The 17,647-nt window shown below is 61.1% G+C and carries 15 protein-coding genes; 10 read left to right on the forward strand and 5 right to left on the reverse strand.

What is annotated here, in order from left to right; all coding sequences use genetic code 11:
• Positions 1 to 117: 117 nt before the first annotated feature.
• The 10 genes from AAC640_RS16580 (at position 118) to AAC640_RS16625 (ending at position 12,093) form a co-directional block, all read left to right on the forward strand.
• Positions 118 to 792: a hypothetical protein gene (locus AAC640_RS16580; protein WP_340268272.1), complete on the forward strand. Its 675-nt coding sequence runs from the start codon at positions 118 to 120 to the stop codon at positions 790 to 792.
• Positions 793 to 809: 17 nt separating this feature from the next.
• Positions 810 to 1,406, forward strand: coding sequence for a hypothetical protein (locus AAC640_RS16585; RefSeq protein ID WP_340268274.1), 597 nt, complete (start codon positions 810 to 812; stop codon positions 1,404 to 1,406).
• Entirely contained in the window at positions 1,399 to 2,505 is a 1,107-nt protein-coding gene (locus AAC640_RS16590) for a hypothetical protein (protein ID WP_340268276.1), read from the forward strand. Before AAC640_RS16585 ends, AAC640_RS16590 begins: the two co-directional genes overlap by 8 nt.
• Positions 2,506 to 2,717: 212 nt before the next feature.
• The gene (locus AAC640_RS16595) at positions 2,718 to 3,404 is read left to right on the forward strand and encodes an MFS transporter (protein WP_340268278.1); all 687 of its coding nucleotides are present in this window, start codon (positions 2,718 to 2,720) and stop codon (positions 3,402 to 3,404) included.
• Between the two features lie 455 nt (positions 3,405 to 3,859).
• The gene (locus AAC640_RS16600; RefSeq protein ID WP_340268280.1) at positions 3,860 to 6,157 is read left to right on the forward strand and encodes a TonB-dependent receptor; all 2,298 of its coding nucleotides are present in this window, start codon (positions 3,860 to 3,862) and stop codon (positions 6,155 to 6,157) included.
• Between the two features lie 134 nt (positions 6,158 to 6,291).
• Entirely contained in the window at positions 6,292 to 7,236 is a 945-nt protein-coding gene (locus AAC640_RS16605; protein ID WP_340268282.1) for an alpha/beta hydrolase, read from the forward strand.
• A 225-nt stretch (positions 7,237 to 7,461) separates the two neighbouring features.
• Positions 7,462 to 8,271 carry an acetoacetate decarboxylase family protein gene (locus AAC640_RS16610; protein ID WP_340268284.1) on the forward strand — a complete coding sequence of 270 codons (810 nt, stop codon included), beginning with the start codon at positions 7,462 to 7,464 and terminating at the stop codon, positions 8,269 to 8,271.
• Between the two features lie 48 nt (positions 8,272 to 8,319).
• Entirely contained in the window at positions 8,320 to 10,017 is a 1,698-nt protein-coding gene (locus AAC640_RS16615; RefSeq protein WP_340268286.1) for a methylmalonyl-CoA mutase family protein, read from the forward strand.
• 4 nt (positions 10,018 to 10,021) lie between these two features.
• Positions 10,022 to 10,483: a cobalamin B12-binding domain-containing protein gene (locus AAC640_RS16620; protein ID WP_340268287.1), complete on the forward strand. Its 462-nt coding sequence runs from the start codon at positions 10,022 to 10,024 to the stop codon at positions 10,481 to 10,483.
• The gene (locus AAC640_RS16625; protein WP_340268288.1) at positions 10,483 to 12,093 is read left to right on the forward strand and encodes an AMP-binding protein; all 1,611 of its coding nucleotides are present in this window, start codon (positions 10,483 to 10,485) and stop codon (positions 12,091 to 12,093) included. The genes AAC640_RS16620 and AAC640_RS16625 overlap by 1 nt, the downstream gene beginning before the upstream one ends.
• 24 nt (positions 12,094 to 12,117) lie before the next feature.
• Here the strand turns inward: AAC640_RS16625 and AAC640_RS16630 are convergent, their stop codons facing one another.
• From AAC640_RS16630 to AAC640_RS16650, 5 genes are all read right to left on the reverse strand, one after another.
• Complete coding sequence (locus AAC640_RS16630) at positions 12,118 to 12,462, reverse strand: Rieske (2Fe-2S) protein (RefSeq protein WP_340268290.1); 345 nt, start codon at positions 12,460 to 12,462, stop codon at positions 12,118 to 12,120.
• 20 nt (positions 12,463 to 12,482) lie between these two features.
• Entirely contained in the window at positions 12,483 to 13,880 is a 1,398-nt protein-coding gene (locus AAC640_RS16635; RefSeq protein ID WP_340268292.1) for an aromatic ring-hydroxylating oxygenase subunit alpha, read from the reverse strand.
• Positions 13,881 to 14,102: 222 nt separating this feature from the next.
• On the reverse strand, positions 14,103 to 15,266 hold the full coding sequence (locus AAC640_RS16640; protein ID WP_340268294.1) for an acyl-CoA dehydrogenase family protein: 1,164 nt from the start codon (positions 15,264 to 15,266) through the stop codon (positions 14,103 to 14,105).
• A gap of 13 nt (positions 15,267 to 15,279) precedes the next feature.
• Positions 15,280 to 16,434, reverse strand: a complete 1,155-nt coding sequence (locus AAC640_RS16645) for an acyl-CoA dehydrogenase family protein (protein ID WP_340268296.1) — start codon at positions 16,432 to 16,434, stop codon at positions 15,280 to 15,282.
• A 454-nt stretch (positions 16,435 to 16,888) separates the two neighbouring features.
• Positions 16,889 to 17,599, reverse strand: coding sequence for a TetR/AcrR family transcriptional regulator (locus AAC640_RS16650; protein WP_340268298.1), 711 nt, complete (start codon positions 17,597 to 17,599; stop codon positions 16,889 to 16,891).
• Positions 17,600 to 17,647: the final 48 nt, after the last annotated feature.

Genomic DNA, 17,647 nt, shown 5'->3' on the forward strand with positions numbered 1-17,647 from the left:
GCCTTCCTCTACGCCGCCGCTGCCCTGGTCCTCATCAGGCGCATCGCTCGTTACGCATGAGATTCAAGACGGGCTCTCAGGCAGTTCGAAGAGAAGGAGGCTGCCGGCCTCGCAAAAGTGCAAAGCGGCTCCAGTTTCTCTGCAATCCAGCAGGAAATCGACAAGCTAGAGAAGGAGCGCCAAGAATTTCTCGCCCAAAGCGAGGCGCACTATAAGAAACGCGATGAGCTGCGTGATCAACTTCGCACCTACGAAAAGGCGCTCAAGGCGCAATATGAGGCTGGCTCCGAACGATTCGTTCCCCGCTTCCGCGAACTGGCCGAGGACTTTATCGGGCTGCCGATTGACGTCGAGCTGGAACATCGCCAGGGCGCCAACGATTCCGGTTTCGGGCTTCGCATGCGGATGGACGACCAGTTGCGCGCGCAGCCCGACACCGTGTCCGAAAGCCAGCGCTTCTTCATCGATATCGCGCTCCGCATGGCGCTGTCGGAATATATGGCAGACAGTGCCGCCACGCTCCTGATCGACACGCCCGAAGGCTCGCTCGACATCGCTTATGAGGCACGCGCGGGCTCGATGTTCTCGAACTTCGTCGCCGAAGGCAATCGCGTGCTGATGACTGCCAACCTGCGCAGCTCGCAGCTCGTGTTGCGCCTCGCACGGCTGCAGAAGAGCGCCGGGATGCAGATCGTTCGCATGACCGACTGGACCGACCTAAGCGAGGTGCAGCAGAGCGAGGAAGCGTTGTTCACCGAAGCCTATGACGCCATCGACGCGGTGCTCACTTGACTGGCGCGGCGGACATTGTGCCTGAAGCATATTTCGACGCTGTGGCGATCATGGCCGATGCGCCGGCGTCGGTCATTCCGATGACGGTCATCGAGGCCCACCTCTATGCCTATCTCGGCTGCATTCTTGGCCTTTTCAAAGGTCAGGCGGTCGGCGATTGGGGCTATCCCTTCGCGGTCACATCCGAAGGATTCCCGTTCAGCGTTCAGTTCGAAACGGCCCGATCGATGGTGGTCGCGAGAGGCCTGGTTGACGAGGATGGGGCGGGCCTGATGGGCGCCCGCCGCCATGAGTTAGCGGCGGAAATCGACAGCCTCCTGACCCTGGGTTCTTGGACCGACCGGCGCCAGTGGCTGCGCGCGGCAACACAGTGCGCGCTTGCGCTTCCCGTCGGCTCTATCCGTCATGCCATCGGCCAGACGCCGGGCCTCGCCGCCTCGGTTCGGCTCGGCCAGCGGCGTCACTTGCTCCAAGCCGACGACATCGACCTCCTTTACGAGGAATACGGGATCGTCAGTTCGGTGCTTGGTGCTGACGTGAAGGATCTGCTGTCGCCAGCGGTCATCTGGCTCTCTGCCCGGATTCTGCGGACGGAGGATGCGGCTGTTGATTAACCTCGAAAGTGTCCAGGCGCTGGTGCGGATGGCCTACCTACCGCACGCGAGCGAGGCGTTCGGCGAGCCGGGCGCGCGCGCGATCACGACGCTCCTCGATACCGTCAAGCTTATCTATCAGCGCTGTCCGCCGGAAAGCCTGCGCGGGACGTTGACGGTGATGATCGCCATGAACGCGACGCCGGCGGCGCCGATGATCACGGCTTGGGGGGCGCCGTCAGCTTTCCAAACTTACGAGGAACTCGGTATCGCGCTTGCCGGCGCGGAGCCCGGCACGCATTGCCTGGTCGAACTGGTGGCAGGCGGCACCTTCCGTTTCCTTCAGCTTGGGTCTGATATCGACCTCAAGGCGGCCGCCACCGACGCGTTGGTTTATCGTTACGACAATGGCGTCGATCGGATTTTGGCCAAGCATCACGACGATTATGTTCAGAAGGTCTCTCCGATCCTAGCCAGCAATTTCGCTAATGCGACCTTGAGCAGCCTTGAAGAGGCACTTTCACGGTACAGCGAATTTGTTCGGGAAACGAAATGCCGCATCCTGGCAGATGTCTGGGAAGGCGGCGTCGATGGCCCACGGCTGGTCCTAGTCAACCGGCCGGAATCGATCATGCGGGATTCGCTTATCCAGGCGTTGCAACTGGTCTTGCGGGACGCCAACGCCCGGCCTGAACACAATACCGATGAGACCAAGCCAGTCGACGTTCGTGTCGAATGGTTCGCTTCCGGGGCTGCCGCACTGATCGAGGTCAAGTGGCTCGGACGTTCAACCGCGCGGTCCCGCAACCTCGCGCCGCAGCCCACCTATACCGAATACGGCCCACCGCGCGCGCAGGAGGGCGCCGACCAGTTGGCCGACTATCTCGATCGCGAGGTACGACACACCGCTAGCACCGCGACTCGCGGCTATCTTGTCGTCTTCGATGCGCGCCGCCGAAACGTCCAGGGTGCGGCCGATCCGCTCGTCGAGGCCGACGCGATGCACTTTGCGAATGACGTCCTTCACTATAATCCAGACCATGCGCAATCGCGCGACGATTTCGCGCAGCCAGTTCGGTTCTTCCTCAATCCGAGGCGGTCAAACTTCGCGACCGTCTGACAACTTTGAGGTTGCATCGGATGTCGCATTAGGGCGCCCTCGAAGCTCTGCGTTCTTGAATCAGCTTCGCTATCGTAGCGCTACAGCGTAGGAGTAGTGCCCATCGTCATCGGGCGTGGCCCGCCAACGTCTATCCTAACATCTTGACATCATTGGGTTTTTAGGATCAGCCTGCGGAGTTACCGCAACGATTACCGCAACAGCATCGGCGCTTGAACTGGCGTTTCGACCGCTTCGCCGACTTCGAACATATCCCAAAATGCGACGAACCGTGTTACGCACGATTCATGATCCCACACGATGCTGTGACATGGTGGACCGCCTTCGGTGCCATCGCCCAAGCCATCGGCGCGCTTGCGACGTTTGCGGCGGTTGCTGTGTCCCTGTGGGTTGTCGTGTCCGAACGAACGATGAAGGCGCGCGGGTCCGCCGGAATTCGCATTAGCTTCGCTGGCGACGGATCGCCGGGCATCTACATGGTAGGTATCGAAGTGTTGAACGTAGGCGTGCGTCCGTTCCATGTCAGTAGCGTAGGCTGGCGAACCGGATGGCTAACGAGGGGGCCGAAGGCGCTGCAATATCGCTTCGCCATTCAAAACACGTCGGTCATGCTGAACCAAAGGCCGGGGCCGCATATCCTCGAACCCGGACGGAACGAAGGCTTCTATACCAACGTCGCGGATATGAAGTCCGCAAACCATGAAGAATCCCGAACCGAAATGTTCCGGCGAAAGGTGCCAATCATCGGCGAAGCGCCAATCCGGGCAATGGTGAACATCACGGGGCGAAAGCCGCTCTATATCAAGGTGTCGAAGGAACTGGCGCACTTCCTGCGGACCGGCGATCACGCTGCAACTACCGATGAAGCGGGCGTAACCAACACTTCCGGCACGGCGTAAAAAGATGCCCGGCCCCCCATATGGCGAGGGACCGGGCAAGTCGCGCAACAAAAAGGAAGCCCCGGCCCCCAATGGCGCTAGGGGACCGGGGACTTCACCCCCTCGCAAGCCCCGGACGGTAGCTTGCGAAGGTCAACCACGACGCCGAAGGATCGACACAGCGCCGGGGAAGGACGTTCAGGGCAGCACGGGCAGGCGTGCCGCTATGATGGCGCGATCGGCGGGCGTTATTGCCCACAGGGGCGTTGCGAGGACCGGGAAGGTTGCCATGTTGATCCCGCCAGCGGCGACCATGCCGCGCGCTCCAATTTCGGTCCCCTTTAAAAGCGCTTGTGGAGCCTTGGAGATGCCGCTACTTTCTATGAATAATTATAAATTGTGGATCGGCTGGCCTGCTCATTGGCTTGAGCGGGTAAGATGGAGGGGAAAATATCGTGCCGAATGGACTATCCAGATTGCGTACCGTTTCCACGATCGCCTTGGCCATGGGATGGGCATCCGCCGCTTGGGCACAGGAAGCAGCGGAATCCAGCGCCCCTGGCGCGAGAGCGACCGATGAAATCGTGGTTACGGCCCGGCGGCGTGAGGAAAGCCTGTCCCGAGTCCCGATCGCCGTCTCCTTGATCGGTGGAGCGTCCCTCGAACGTCAGGCGATAAGGTCCGAAAGCGACCTGCAGACAGCCGTACCGGGGCTGGTGGTACGGCAAACCGGCAGCAGCAATGCCATCAACTATGCCATCCGCGGGCAGAGCATCGACGCATACAGCAATTCCGCCCCTGGCGTGCTGCCCTATATCAATGAAGTGCAGGTCAACACGCTCGGTGCCGCCACCTTCTACGACATAGAAAATATCCAGGTGCTGAAGGGACCACAGGGCACGCTGTTTGGCCGCAACGCGACAGGCGGCGCGGTGCTTTACCAGTTCAGGCAGCCCGGTCAGGAATTGACCGGCTTCGTCACCGGCCGACTGGGCAGCTTCGACAGCCGTCAGCTCACGGCCGCCGTCACCCTGCCCATCGCCGACCAGGTTTCCTTGCGTCTCGCGGGCAATCTCCAGTCGGGCGGGGGCTTCGTCCGCAACATCTATAATGGTCAGAGGCTCGGCAATCTGACCCAGCGCTCGGTCCGGGGAACGCTCAAGATTCAGCCGACAGACGGACTGACCAATGTCACCACGGTGCAATATACCCGGGATCGGGGGCAATCGACCCCGACCGAGCTCTATTCCTACAATGCCTGCGGCGCCACCAATGGCGGCGTGACGCTGAACAGCAGCGCGGATTGCCTGTACAACCCCGCCAATCCGCTGTTCCGGGCCTATCTGGCAGCCAATCCGGGCGCCCTGCCCGGCGGCATTCCCCAAGCACTGCAGCAGCAGCAGCAGCTCGGCCCATGGCGTACGGCCATTGACGGGCAGTCAACGTACAAGAACCGCAATTTCTTCATCATCAACAGCACGGAAATCGAGCTGTCGGCCGATCTCAAGATCAAGAACATCCTCGGCTTCAACCGGGGCCGCCGCATTACGGGAACCGACTTCGACGGCACATCTTATCCGGTGTACCACACGCCCGATGTCGCCATTCCCCTGCTCAATGATACACATCAATTCTCGGAAGAATTCCAGATCCAAGGAAATGCGTTCGGAAATCGGATGAACTATGTCCTGGGCGTATATTATCTCAATCAGCGTGACATTTTCGACGGCAACAATGCTGCATTTGGCCTGCCACCGATTTTTCCGGCCACGCAGTTCAAATATGCCTCGAAAAACCGCGACCGCTCGCTAGCGGGATTTGCCCAAGCCACCTATCGCCTTACCGACCAGATCAATGTTACCGGCGGCTTCCGCTACACGCGGGACAAATTGTCCGCGAACAACCTGCCCACGTCGGTCTTTGGCGCGTCGTCGCAGAGCCGGACCGAAACAAACCCCAGTTGGACGGCGGGCGTCGATTACCAGGCCTCATCGGAACTGATGGTTTATGTCACCACGCGCGGCAGCTGGCGGACGGGGGGATATAATAATACCAGCTTGCCGCTCAATATCCCGTCAGCACTGGGCGGCAATGAATTCGATCCCGAAACGACCGAGGATGTCGAGGCCGGCCTCAAGTTCAACGGCCATGCCGGCGGCATGCCGGTGACGCTCAACACGGATGTGTTTGTTCAGTGGATCCACAAGATTCAGCGCGCCGCCTTTGTGCCGGTGAACGGCAATCCCGCGCTCGTCACCAACAATGTGCCAGAGGCGAAGGTCAGCGGCGCCGAGGCGGCCTTGACGATCCGGCCGGTGTCCTGGTTAAGTGCCGGCGGAAGCGTGACCTATGTCAAAGCGCGGTTCACCGATCCGAACGCACTGGCCCTGGGCACCCCCCTGACCTACGGACCCTTCGCAGATGTTCCGAAATGGTCCGGAGTGCTTTACGGAGAAGCATCATGGGACCTGCCTTCGAAAGCCGGAACCCTCTCGCTCCGCGGCGATCTTTACGCGCAGACGTCTTCCTATTTCTCGAACCTGGCCGACACCTTGACGCCCAACACGCGCATTCCCGGATATGCGATCGTCAACGGCCGGCTCGGCTGGTCTTCCATCGCAGGATCGAAACTGTCGGCCGCTCTCAACGTCCGGAACCTCTTCAAGGAACGCTATTATGTCGGCGGGTTGCCGACCGGCTCAGGATTCGGCCTCAATTCGGTAAGTCCCGGGCGGCCCCGGACATTCGAAGGCGAACTGCGATTTGAATTTTAGCGCCGTTCGCATTTGGCCAGATCGGTCGCGTATCACGATTGAGCGGCTGGGCGCGGCACGCATTTTGTAAGGACCGGCGCGCCCCTCATTGGGGCGGTGCCACGTAATGCACGGAAATGGCGGGAAAGATAAGGATGGCGGAAAAGATCAGTTTCACCGTGGACGGCGTGCGAGTCGATGCCGATCTTTATCTGCCGCAGGGGATGAAGCCTGGCGAACGGCGGCCGGCGATAGTGGCCGGGCATGGCTTCAGCGGCGTCAGGGAAATGCTCGCGCCGCAGGGCGAGTTCTTTTCCCGCGCCGGCTACGTCACGCTCGCCATCGACTATCGCGGCTTTGGGACGAGCGGGGGCGATGTTCGGGGCGAGCTTTTTCCCGAGCGGCAGATGGACGATCTGAGCGGCGCGATCAGCTATCTTCAGACGCGCGAGGACGTGGAGCATGATCGCATAGCCTTGTGGGGGACAAGCTTTGGCGGCGGCATGGTACTCGGCGCGGGAGCGCGGGATCGCCGCGCCCGCGCCGTAATCGCCCAAGTTCCGATCGTGGACGGCCGTAGCTGGATGCGGGCACTGCGCAACGCGGAGCAATGGGAAAATCTTCTGGACGCGCTTGATGAGGATCGGCTCCGGCGCTTTCGCGGGGAGCCAAGCCAGCGCATTCCCGTCTCGCTTCCTTTTTCTTCGGAAGACATATGCGCCATGCCGACGAGCCAGGACGCGATTCATTTTCAGACAATGATGCCGGAAAGTTGGCGGAGCGACGTCACTCTCGAATCGGTTCAGAAAGTTCTGCAGTTCAGCCCTATTGAAACAATCGCCCAGATTTCGCCCCGCCCCGTTTGCATCATCATGAACACGGGCTATGAAGTCATTCATCCCATGACGGCCGTGATGGAAGCCTATGCAAAGGCAGCCGAGCCGAAGAAGCTGGTGCTTCTTCCCTATGATCAGCTGGGCTTCTATGCAGATGAGGGGCAGGACGCCGCCATGTCCGCGGCGGTCGATTTTCTCAATTCGGTATTGCCGGTGGGAAGCAAGGTCGGGGGCACCATCCCCCGATCGCGTTTCGCTTCCTGATGATGCCTGGAGCGGCCGAGCATAGAGGAGCGCGGACATATTCCGACGGCAGGTGACGCGGGGAAAGCGATCACCGGCATGCGCGGCGGCGCGCCCTGAACCGGCATGGCCAGCGTCTCTTCCGGTGGACGCACTTGCCTCTTGCACCCCGCACGATGATTTTCTAAGATCCGTTATGGTTTGGCGATACGTAGCTCGGCCAGGACGAAATAGGAGACATCGAAAATGGTATTCGTTCCGCTCGAGGGGCAGCGCTACGACATGCCTGCGGTGTTCGGTCCTTCCGCCGTGCCAGATCGTACCGTCGTCGACGACGCGAACGCTCTCGTTCTGAGCTTTTCAACCTTGCCCGAGGCCGCTGGTGCCATGCTGCCCAGGCATTTCGTGCTGCCGGAAACGGTGACCGTGTCCATCAGCTATGTCGGTTATCGAAATGTCGACTATCTTGGCGGGCAGGATTATAATGAAGTTGTGGTGTCGCTCAGCGCGCTGCACGTGCATGAGGACGAGACCATCGCCGCCGCCTTCGCTCCCGTGCTTTGGGTCAACAAGGTGGGCGCTCTGGTTGCCGGCCGCGAATATATGGGGCTTGGCAAGCTGATCGGCGTCATACCGGATATGACCATGTACGATTCGGACGCGAGTTTCACCTGTTATGAAGACGACACGCTGCTGATGAAGGGCGGTGCCTCTTCGCTGAAAAGGCTTGCGCCGTCCGCGATCGAGCGGGTCAACGCGAAGGCGGGCGAAGTCCAGACCTTCGGATGGAAATATATCGCCGCGCCCGGCGGCGGCGCCGACCTGGATTATCCGCTCCTTAATGTCATGCGCTGGGACTACCGCGACTGCTGGACGGGAGAGGGCTGGATCGAATTCATGAAGGCCGACCGCCGGACTGCGCCATTTTCCTCTGCGGCGCTCTCCGTACTGGCAGCGCTCCCGGTACATGGTCCCATTCGCGCGTTTCGGGGCGTGGGATCGGCGACCATCGACCGCAGCGCCACACGCAGGCTTGGCGGAACTGGTCGAGGGTAACGCGTCCGACGAAGGCACGTCGGCAGTTAGGAAGCATTGGAGACATCGGTGAGCGCCAAAGAGAATGAAACCCCTGCGCAGGATAGTAGCTTCGGTGCCAGTGCCGGTGACGGCGGCATGCTGCATGAGAAGCTGACCACCATTGCTCTGTCTCGCACGAAGACATGGGGCAATATCGAAACCAAATCCCATTATACTCCGGACGATCTGCCCGAGACCGACGATCATCGCGGCAATCCGGGCGAATATCCGTTCACGCGCGGCGCCTTTCCGCAAATGTACCGCTCTCGTATGTGGAGCATGCGCGAAATCGTCGGTTATGGAGCGCCGGAAGATACCCGCCGGGGTCTCGGCCTTGCGATCGAGAATGGCGCGTCGGGCCTCAACGTGGTCGACGATGTGCCGACCAAATGGGCCGTCGACCCCGATCACCCGATGTTCCGGAACGATGTCGGCATCGAAGGCGTATCCGTTCCGACGCTGCGCGATTGCGAACGGTTGCTGGAGGGGATCGATCTGTCGAAGATCGACCTGGCCTGGCACTCGATATCCCTTGTATATGCCTTGACCGTCGCCGTGCACAAAAAGCGCGGTCAGCCGCTTGAATCCCTGCTCGGCTCCCATATGCCCGACTATTTCCACCAGGTGATTTCGGGCTGGGGCTCAAAGCTGGTGCCGTCCAACATGGCGCTGCGGATGAGCGCGGGCTGCCTCGAATATTCCGCCGCCAACACCCCGCTCTGGGCGCTCGGCCTGCCGCAGGCCTATGACATCCGCGAACGCGGGGTATCGCCGGCGGGGGAGATCGCGGTAGGCATGGCGATCGTCAACACCTGCCTTGACGATATCGCCCAGCGTGGCACCTCGGTCGACCAGATCGCCCCGCGGATGGCCTGGGTTTCGACGTCGGACGTCGATTTCTTCGAAGAGGTGGCCAAGTTTCGGGCGCTCCGCCGGATCTGGGCACGCACTATGAAGGAGCGGTTCGGCGCCACCAACGAACGCAGCATGCGGCTGCGCATCGCCTGCCACACGGCGGGCAAGTCGCTGGTCTATCAGCAGCCGCTCAACAATATCACACGTGCTGCGCTCCAGACCTTCGCCGCCATCTGCGGCGGCGTGCAGTCGGTGGAAACCTGCACCTATGACGAGCCGATCTGTATTCCGACAAAGGAGGCCAAGGAACTGGCGCTGCGCACGCAACAGATCCTGGCGCACGAAATCGGCGCGGCGCGGGTCGCCGACCCCCTGGGCGGCAGCTATTATGTCGAGGCCTTGACCGACGCGGTCGAGAAGGAGGCGCTGGAGTTGCTGGCGGAGATCGAAAAGCGCGGCCTGGTGGAGGCCATCGAAAGCGGCTGGCTCGAGGAGGAGATGGACCGCTTCAACGTCCGCTACGATCGCGAATTACATGACAAGGAACGGCTGGTGATCGGGCTCAATTCCTTCACCAACGCGGACGAAAAGCCGTTCGCCCGGTTCGAACCCATGAAAGCTTCCATCCAGAGCCATGTCGAACGGTTCGTGCGCTTCAAGGGGGAGCGCGACATGGCGCCCGTCGCCGAGGCGATCAGGCATCTCCATCGCGTCACGCGCGAGGGCGGCAATCCCTACCCCGCGATGATCGACGCCTTCATCGCCGATGCGACGATGTCGGAAGTCTGGGGTACGCTACGCCAGGGTTTCGGCCACGCCTATGATGCCTTCGGCGTCTATGAGTCGCCCTTCGGCCTGTCGGAGAACTGATCCCATGTCCACATTGCTCAACCGCAGGTTCGGCCGGGTCGGTCTCGGAATGCTCGGACTCGATGTCCACACCAAGGGCATCCGCACGCTTTCGACAAGGTTGCAGGATTATGGCTGCGAAGTCGCCTTTCTGGGCGAACATCTGACGGTACAGGAACTGGTGGGAAAAGCGCGCGATCGCGACGTTGATCTTATCGGCATCAGCTTCTCGTCCGGCGCCTATGTCGATCATTGCCGGGATGTGGCCGAAGAGTTGCGCGCCCAGGGCGTCGACGTGCCGCTGATGGTAGGCGGCCTCATCCACCCGGATGATCAGGACCGGCTGAAGGCGCTGGGCATTCAGGGGATATTCGGACCCGGCAGCGATATCGAGGATGTCTTGGCTTTCATCGAACAAGTCACGCTGGATCGCGTGCGCCGCCGGGAGGAAAATGGCGACAAGTCAGGCGAAGCGGGCAACCGATGATGGAAAAACAGGCCCTCACCGGTTCCTATTTCCATGCCAACCCTGACGCGCAGGTCGCCGACATCACGCTGGGCGACCTGCTGCGGTGGTGCGCCGAAACAGTGCCCGATCGAGTGGCGCTCAAGGAAAGTCCGGACGCGCAAGGGCGCCAACGAAGCTGGACCTACGCCGAGGGGCTGAATGCGGCGGAGCGGATCGCACGCGGCCTCCTGACCCTGTTCAAGCGGGGCGAGCATGTCGGCATCTGGGGGCATAATGTGCCCGAATGGTGGCTGGTGGAATTCGGCGCGGCCCTGGCTGGGATCGTGCTGGTCACCATCAACCCGGCGAGCCGCGAACAGGAAGTCGCCTATATATTGGAAAACTCCGATGCGGTCGGGCTTTTCACCGTGCGCCATTGCCGGGGCAGCGACCACCTCGCCATGCTGGCGAAGATTCGCGAAGGCCTGCCCAGGCTGCGTGAGGTGCTGATCCTGGACGATCTCGCCGATTTCATTGCCGCCGCGCCGGAGACAGGAAAGCTTCCGCCCGTGTCGCCGGGGGATCCGGTGATGATCCAGTATACGTCCGGCACGACTGGCAAGCCCAAGGGCGCGCGCATGCGCCATCGCGGCGTCGTTAACAGTTCCAAATTCGCCACCGAATGTTTCGACGCCGGCGACGGTTCGGTTTGGCTCAATTGCGTGCCGATGTTCCATACCGGCGGATCGGTGCATTCCACCTGCGGGGCATTATGGAGCCGGGGCACGCTGATCCTGCCGCCGCAGTTCGAACCCGGGCTGATGCTGCGCATGATCGAGCGGGAACGGGTAACCATCACGACCACCGTGCCGACCATGGCGATCGGATTGCTGGAGCATCCCGATTTCGACGATTTCGACCTCAGCAGCCTCAAGATTCTCACTTGCGGCGGCGCCCCGGTAGCGCCGGAACTGGTCGAGCGGATCGAGCGCGAATTTGGTTGCGAGTTCATGATGATCTTCGGCCAGACCGAGATGAGCGGCATGATCTGTTCTACGGTGCGTGGCGACACGGTCGAACATGTCACGCAGACGGTCGGAAAGCCGCTCGGCCCGACGGAGGTGCGGATCGTCGACACCGCCACCGGCGAAGTGCTGCCGGTCGATACGATCGGCGAAATCTGCCTGCGCAACGCCAATGTTCTTCAGGACTATTATAAAAACCCGACCGCAACGGCCGAGGCGATCGAGCCCGATGGATGGTTCCATACGGGGGATCTGGGCACCGTGCGCGCGGACGGCTATCTGACGATCACCGGCCGTTCAAAGGACATGCTGATCCGGGGCGGCGAGAATATCTATCCGCGCGAGATAGAGGACCAGCTTCTCGCCCATCCCGCCGTTTCGGATACGGCCGTCTTCGGCGTACCGGACGATCGCTGGGGCGAACAGATTGCGGTCGCCGTCCGTCTGAAGCCCGGCCTGGTGGCCGATGAGGCGGAGTTGCGCGGCTTTCTGCAGCAGCGCATCGCCCGGTTCAAGATTCCCGCCTATTGGTGGTTCGTCGACGAATTCCCTACCACCACGTCGGGCAAGATCCAGAAATTCGAACTCAAGGCCCGTTACGCCGCAGAGCTTGCCGCGCAGTAGCGGCGAACCCGCAGGCGACCATCGTCAGACGGCGGCGTGCGGAGGAAATCGGACGAATATGCGGCCGTCCTCGACGCGTACAGGGAAAGTCCTGGCTGGTTTGGTCTTGGGAAAGCCCGATGAATTGCCGGTTTCCAGGTCGAACTGGGCGGCATGGAAGGGGCAGGTGAACGCCATGCCGGTAACGCGCCCCCCTTCCAGCGGCTTGGCCATATGAGGACAGCGATTGGCAAGCGCGAAGACCCTTCCGCCCGCGCCGATCAGCAATATGTCGTGCCCATGGACGAGAAAGCGCCGATGCTGACCGTTACGGATAAGGGGCGCCGCGCAGACGGGGACGAAGCCGCCTTCCGGCGAATCTTCATCCACGAGCCGGGCGCCCAGGCCCATCATTTCGCCAGATATCGATCGATCTCGGCGAGATAATGGCGAATGCGGATTTCCTGTTCACTTAGCAGATAACCCTTGAACGCACGCGATTCGATACCGCGCTGCACGCCAGGGACCAGTACATGATCCTGCTCCAGCACAAAGCCCGTATCCGCGGGATCGGTCACCCGGCGGATCGGCGGGCGGGCCGACAGGTCTTTTTCGGCGGCGTCGATCGTATTGCCTTGCCCCAGGCTGGCGAGTTCGAGCGGCTTGAACCCTTCATGTTTGGCGGGCGGGACGAGCGTGATCGAGCGCCAGATGCACTTCATCGGATCGGTTGGATGGGGCCGGAAGATCTGGAGATAATTGACATCGGAATAGGTGTTGGTGGTGACGTTGGGGAAGATCAGATAGTTGAGATCGTCGACCATCTGATCGTCATCCAGATCGTCACAATGGGTCCAGCCGGCGCGTTCGGCCAGGCGGCGTTTCACCTGCACCATCGCCTTCTTGTATTCCGCGCCACGCAGATGCTTCCATTCCTCCGGATCGCCCTCCCATTGGCGGATCATCGTTTCCTGCACCTCGTTGGGCGTGTCTCGATCCTCCACCTTGTCCGGCGTATTGCCGAGCGGCAGGATCATCCGGCTGACACCGCGCGGATAGAGATCATATTGGCAGAAATAGGTTTCCATCGCCTGCCCCAGTTCGGGGTGGATCTGGTCGGCATGATAGAATTCGACAAAGGCGTCGAAGCTGGTTTTCCAGTTCGCTTCCTGAATATATTCGACGTCGTCGACGACCCGGTAATTTTCCAGCTGGTAGGGCGCGAGGTGCTCGGGGATCACGCTCAGGAAGTCGAGCAGCGGCTCGGCCTCGTCGTCCATGTTGATGAAAACCATGCCGCCCCATGTGTCGCAGCGCACCTCGGTCAGACCCGGCGCCTCTTTCAACACTTCGGGGCGGAAGGTCTCCGGTTCTTTGACGGATAGAAGGCCACCGTCCTTACCGAACTTCCAGCCATGAAACGCACAACTGAAACATTCGTTAGCCGTGCCAAAGTCTGTGCGGACGATCTGGTTTCCGCGATGTGGACAGACATTATAGAAGGCGCGGATCCGGTCGTCGTCGCCGCGGACGATCAGGAAGCTTTCCTTGATCAGATCATATTTGAACCAGTCGCCCCGGTTGGGAATGTCTGATGCGATGCCGGCGAGATTCCACACCTTGGTCCAGAGCTTTTCCCATTCGAGAACGGCCTCCGCCGGGTCCCGATAGCGGCGCGGATCGATGCGGCCGGTCCCATGGTCGACATAGGGCGCCTTCGCGCGAATGGACCCCTCAGGAACGTTGTCATACGACCGTATTCCCTCACGATGATCGACCTCGGGCCTTTGCGGAATGAACGTATCCAACAGCCATCTCCTGACATTTTTCACGGACCATAGCGGCCGCGGCTTTTCGGCGCGATGATAAAAGCCGGGCCGCCCTCGCGCAACGCGAAAATCTAATATATATACCATTTTATACGTGACTGGCGCCTCCATCCTGGCCTGCATGGTAGAGGATTGTTGACACATTCCCCTCCATGTCTGAAGAGATGGCCAAGTTAAGCTAACTGATTTCTCACTTATCGATCACGGGTTTGCCGCCCTTTTACACGCCAAGGGCTGCGGCGCACGCATGTCGGAGAGCAACTCATCGGCGAACGCCCCTTCCAGCAGGGCGAGGTGATATGTGCCGCCGCCGAGCAGAAGATCGTCGACCATCGCCCGCCGGTAGAGATGGCCGACAGGATATTCGGTGGTGATGCCGATGCCGCCATGGAGGTGCAACGCATCGCCAACTACCGACTTTGCGACCGCCGCGATCTTCACCTTGCACCGCGACGCTGCTGCCGACCGGACAGCGGGACTCGCGCGCGTGGCCGCCAGCGCAGAATAGAGGCTCGACCGTGCCTCGTTCGCGGCGATGAACATGTCCGCCACGCGATGCTGGAGTACCTGGAAGCCCGCGAGCGGCTGACCAAATTGCTGGCGCGTCTTGAGATGGAAGATCGACAGTTCGATCGCGCGGTCGATGCCGCCCAGCGCGGCGGCACATTGGGCGAGCAAGGCTCCGTCGAACGCTTCGTCCAGGGCGACGCGGGCAGCCTGGCCCTGTGCGATGAGACCGCCAACGGCCACCGGCACATCATGGAACACCAGGTCAGCAACCGGCGTCGTATCGAACAGCCGGTAGCCGAATCGATCAATGCCCGGCTCAGAGGGATCGATCGTCAGCAGTGCGAGTTCGCCCGACGGCAGTTGCGCCGACACGATCAGGCAGTCTGCCGTCTCCGCTCCGATCGCAGCGGCCTTGCGCCCGGTCAGGACATAGCCTTCCCCTGCCGGCCGCACCTGTGTGCAAGGTTGGTCGCGACCGAACGGATCGCCACCCTCATGGCACGCGACCGCCGGTTGCAGCGTACCCGCGGCCAAGCGGTTCCGCAGCGCCTCAACCAGAGGGCTGCTCCCGGCAGACAGCAGCATGGCCGACATCACCATCGTTTCGATACGTGGTGCGGCGCCGGGCGCACGGCCAAGCTCGGCTGCGATCAAGGCGATGTCTTCGGGTTCGCCCGAAAAGCCACCCCATTGCGGCTTGAGACATAGGCCCGCGACGCCGGCCTGGGCAAACATCACCCAGGCCGCCGCATAAGCGGCAGCGTCGAACCCCGCCGCATGCACGGGCGCAGCGTCGAGCAGCCGACGGGTGGTGGCGCGGAACTCTTCCTGCTCGTAGGATAAGGTCAAATCCATCGATATTCCCTTTTCAGCGCGCCAGCGTGTTCCAGATAATGCTGCGCTGAATTTCATTGGTTCCGCCAAAGATGGTGGCGGCGCGCCAGTACATCAGTTGCGCCATCTTGCCTTCGCTACGAAGGTCGAACCAATCCGCAACGCCCATTTCGCCGCCTCCCCTGTCCATCGCCGCCGACAGGCCAAGCCCTTCGACCTCCATGATCCCTGCTCGGATCAACAACTCCGAAGCCGTCACCTTGAGCGCCGAAGCACTTGCTCCGCCAAGCTGCTCATTCTCGCGCAGGCGGACCCGCAGCACGGACCAGTCATGCGCCTCGACATCGATCTCGAACATCAGCAGTCGCTGCCGGAAGGATAGATCAGCCGTGGCCGCCGCCGCCCGCAGGCGATCGACATAGCGGTGCAATATCCCGAGATAGGCGTTGTGCGTCCGCTCCTCGTTGAGCAGGAACTTCGCATAGGACCAGCCCATGTCCGGCTCACCAATCACGGCGCTGGCCGGGACGCGGACCTCATCCAGGAACACTTCATTGACGCTGTCGATGCCGTCTATCGACCTGATCGGCCGCACCGTGACCCCGGGCGCGTTCATAGGCAGCAGGATCATCGAAAGCCCGGCCTGAGGCTTCACATGCGGATTGGTCCGCGCAAGGCAGATCATCATGTCCGCATCGGCCGCATGGCTCGTCCAGATTTTCTGCCCGGTGACGACATAATCGCTCCCTTCCCGCACTGCGCGCGTCTTGAGCGAGGCGAGATCCGACCCCGCACCCGGCTCTGAAAAGCCCTGGCAGAAATGCAGATCGCCCTCGATAATCGCGCGCAGATACTGGTCCTTCTGCGCCTGCGACCCGAACCGAGCGATCACGGGACCAACCATTCCGATGCCGATAATATTATATTCCGGCGCGTTCGCCCGACCATATTCGACGTCCCAGATATGACGCTGCACCGGTGTCCAGCTCGGGCCCCCGCTCTCCTCCGGCCAGTTGGGGACGGCCCAGCCGCGCCGCGCCAGGATTTTCTGCCAAGAATCGGTATGCACCCGCCTCACATGGCCGTGGCGCGCCTCCATGGCTGCCAGTTCGGACGGCAGATTGTCTTGCAGAAAGCCCCGCACCTCCTCGCGAAAGGCGAGATCCTCAGCCGAATAGCCCAATTTCATATAAGAGATCCCACATGCGCTACCATCATCATCCCAGCGCCACCGCCTTCCTGACCGCGCTATTCCAATCCGGATGCATGTGCTTCCACCTCCTGCGCCCCTGTTTCGCCGGCCTTGACGCGCCAGAATATTCGCCGGGGCGCCAAGTCCAGCGCGGGGACGCCGCGCACCACGCCCCTCTACGTCATTGCCCTTATGTCTATCGAACAAGGAGAAAAGTGCAATGTCTATTATAAAATGGTTGCCGATTTTTCCACCAGCTGGGCACGGCAATATGCTGCATCGCCCCGCTTAGACGCGGCTGCTTCGCCTCGCTAAAGGCGCCTGACGGTGATCCTGGAGCTTCAAGACGCATCGGTTTGCTTAGTGCCGTCAGCGTCACGCGGCGCGCGGTCGAACACTATTCCGCGATCCACAAAGACTACATCGGAATATGGTACGAGGAGAGCGCGGTTCAGGCCGTTTGAGTGCCCCGGGTTCGCTTACGCTTGGCGCCTGGAGCCGCAGGCTCCGCGGGAATCTCGGCGTCCACCTTCCGAGCCTTGGGCTTATCGAATGTCAGATCAGCGTCTATCGGTGAAACGCCGCGAAAGAATATCCGCGCGAGATGGTCGCTAAGCTGCCGGGGTTTGAGCTTGCCCGAAGGGTTATACCAGTCCTGCGCGTAGATAGTTGCGCCAAGCATGAAAAGCTGAACAAGATTCGGCTCCAGATCCTCGTGTACAATCCCTTCTTCCTGGCCCTCGCGGATCAGGGCGCGCCAGAAATTTCCGTATTTGCGGGGATGTTCGCGATGCCGCCCGCCGATGGAATCCGGAACCTGATCGATGATCTTCCAATAAGCGGTAATGAAATCATTCTTGCTCAGCATCCGCTCGACATGCTCGTCAAGCGCGGTCTTTATCTTTCGCCATGCGCTGGCGTCACCGGGCAACGCGGCCACGGCCTCCATCACCGGCGAAGACACGCTGGTCGTGCCGATGTTGAGCACCTCTTCGAGCAATGCATCTTTCGAGGGGAAATAATAATAAAGGCTGCCGGCGAAGGTGCCTGCCTCTTCACCAATCTCCGCCAGCGTGGTTTCGGCATAGCCCCTCCGAGCCGCCACTTTGGCAGCAGCCTGAAGGATGCTGTCGCGCTTTTGAATAGCCTTTCGAGTTTTCATCGGCGTTTACTATCCTAACGAGCGGCCCGTTGTCCATGCTTACGGGTA

It is taken from the genome of Sphingobium mellinum, assembly GCF_037860795.1.
Taxonomy (GTDB): Bacteria; Pseudomonadota; Alphaproteobacteria; order Sphingomonadales; family Sphingomonadaceae; genus Sphingobium; species Sphingobium mellinum.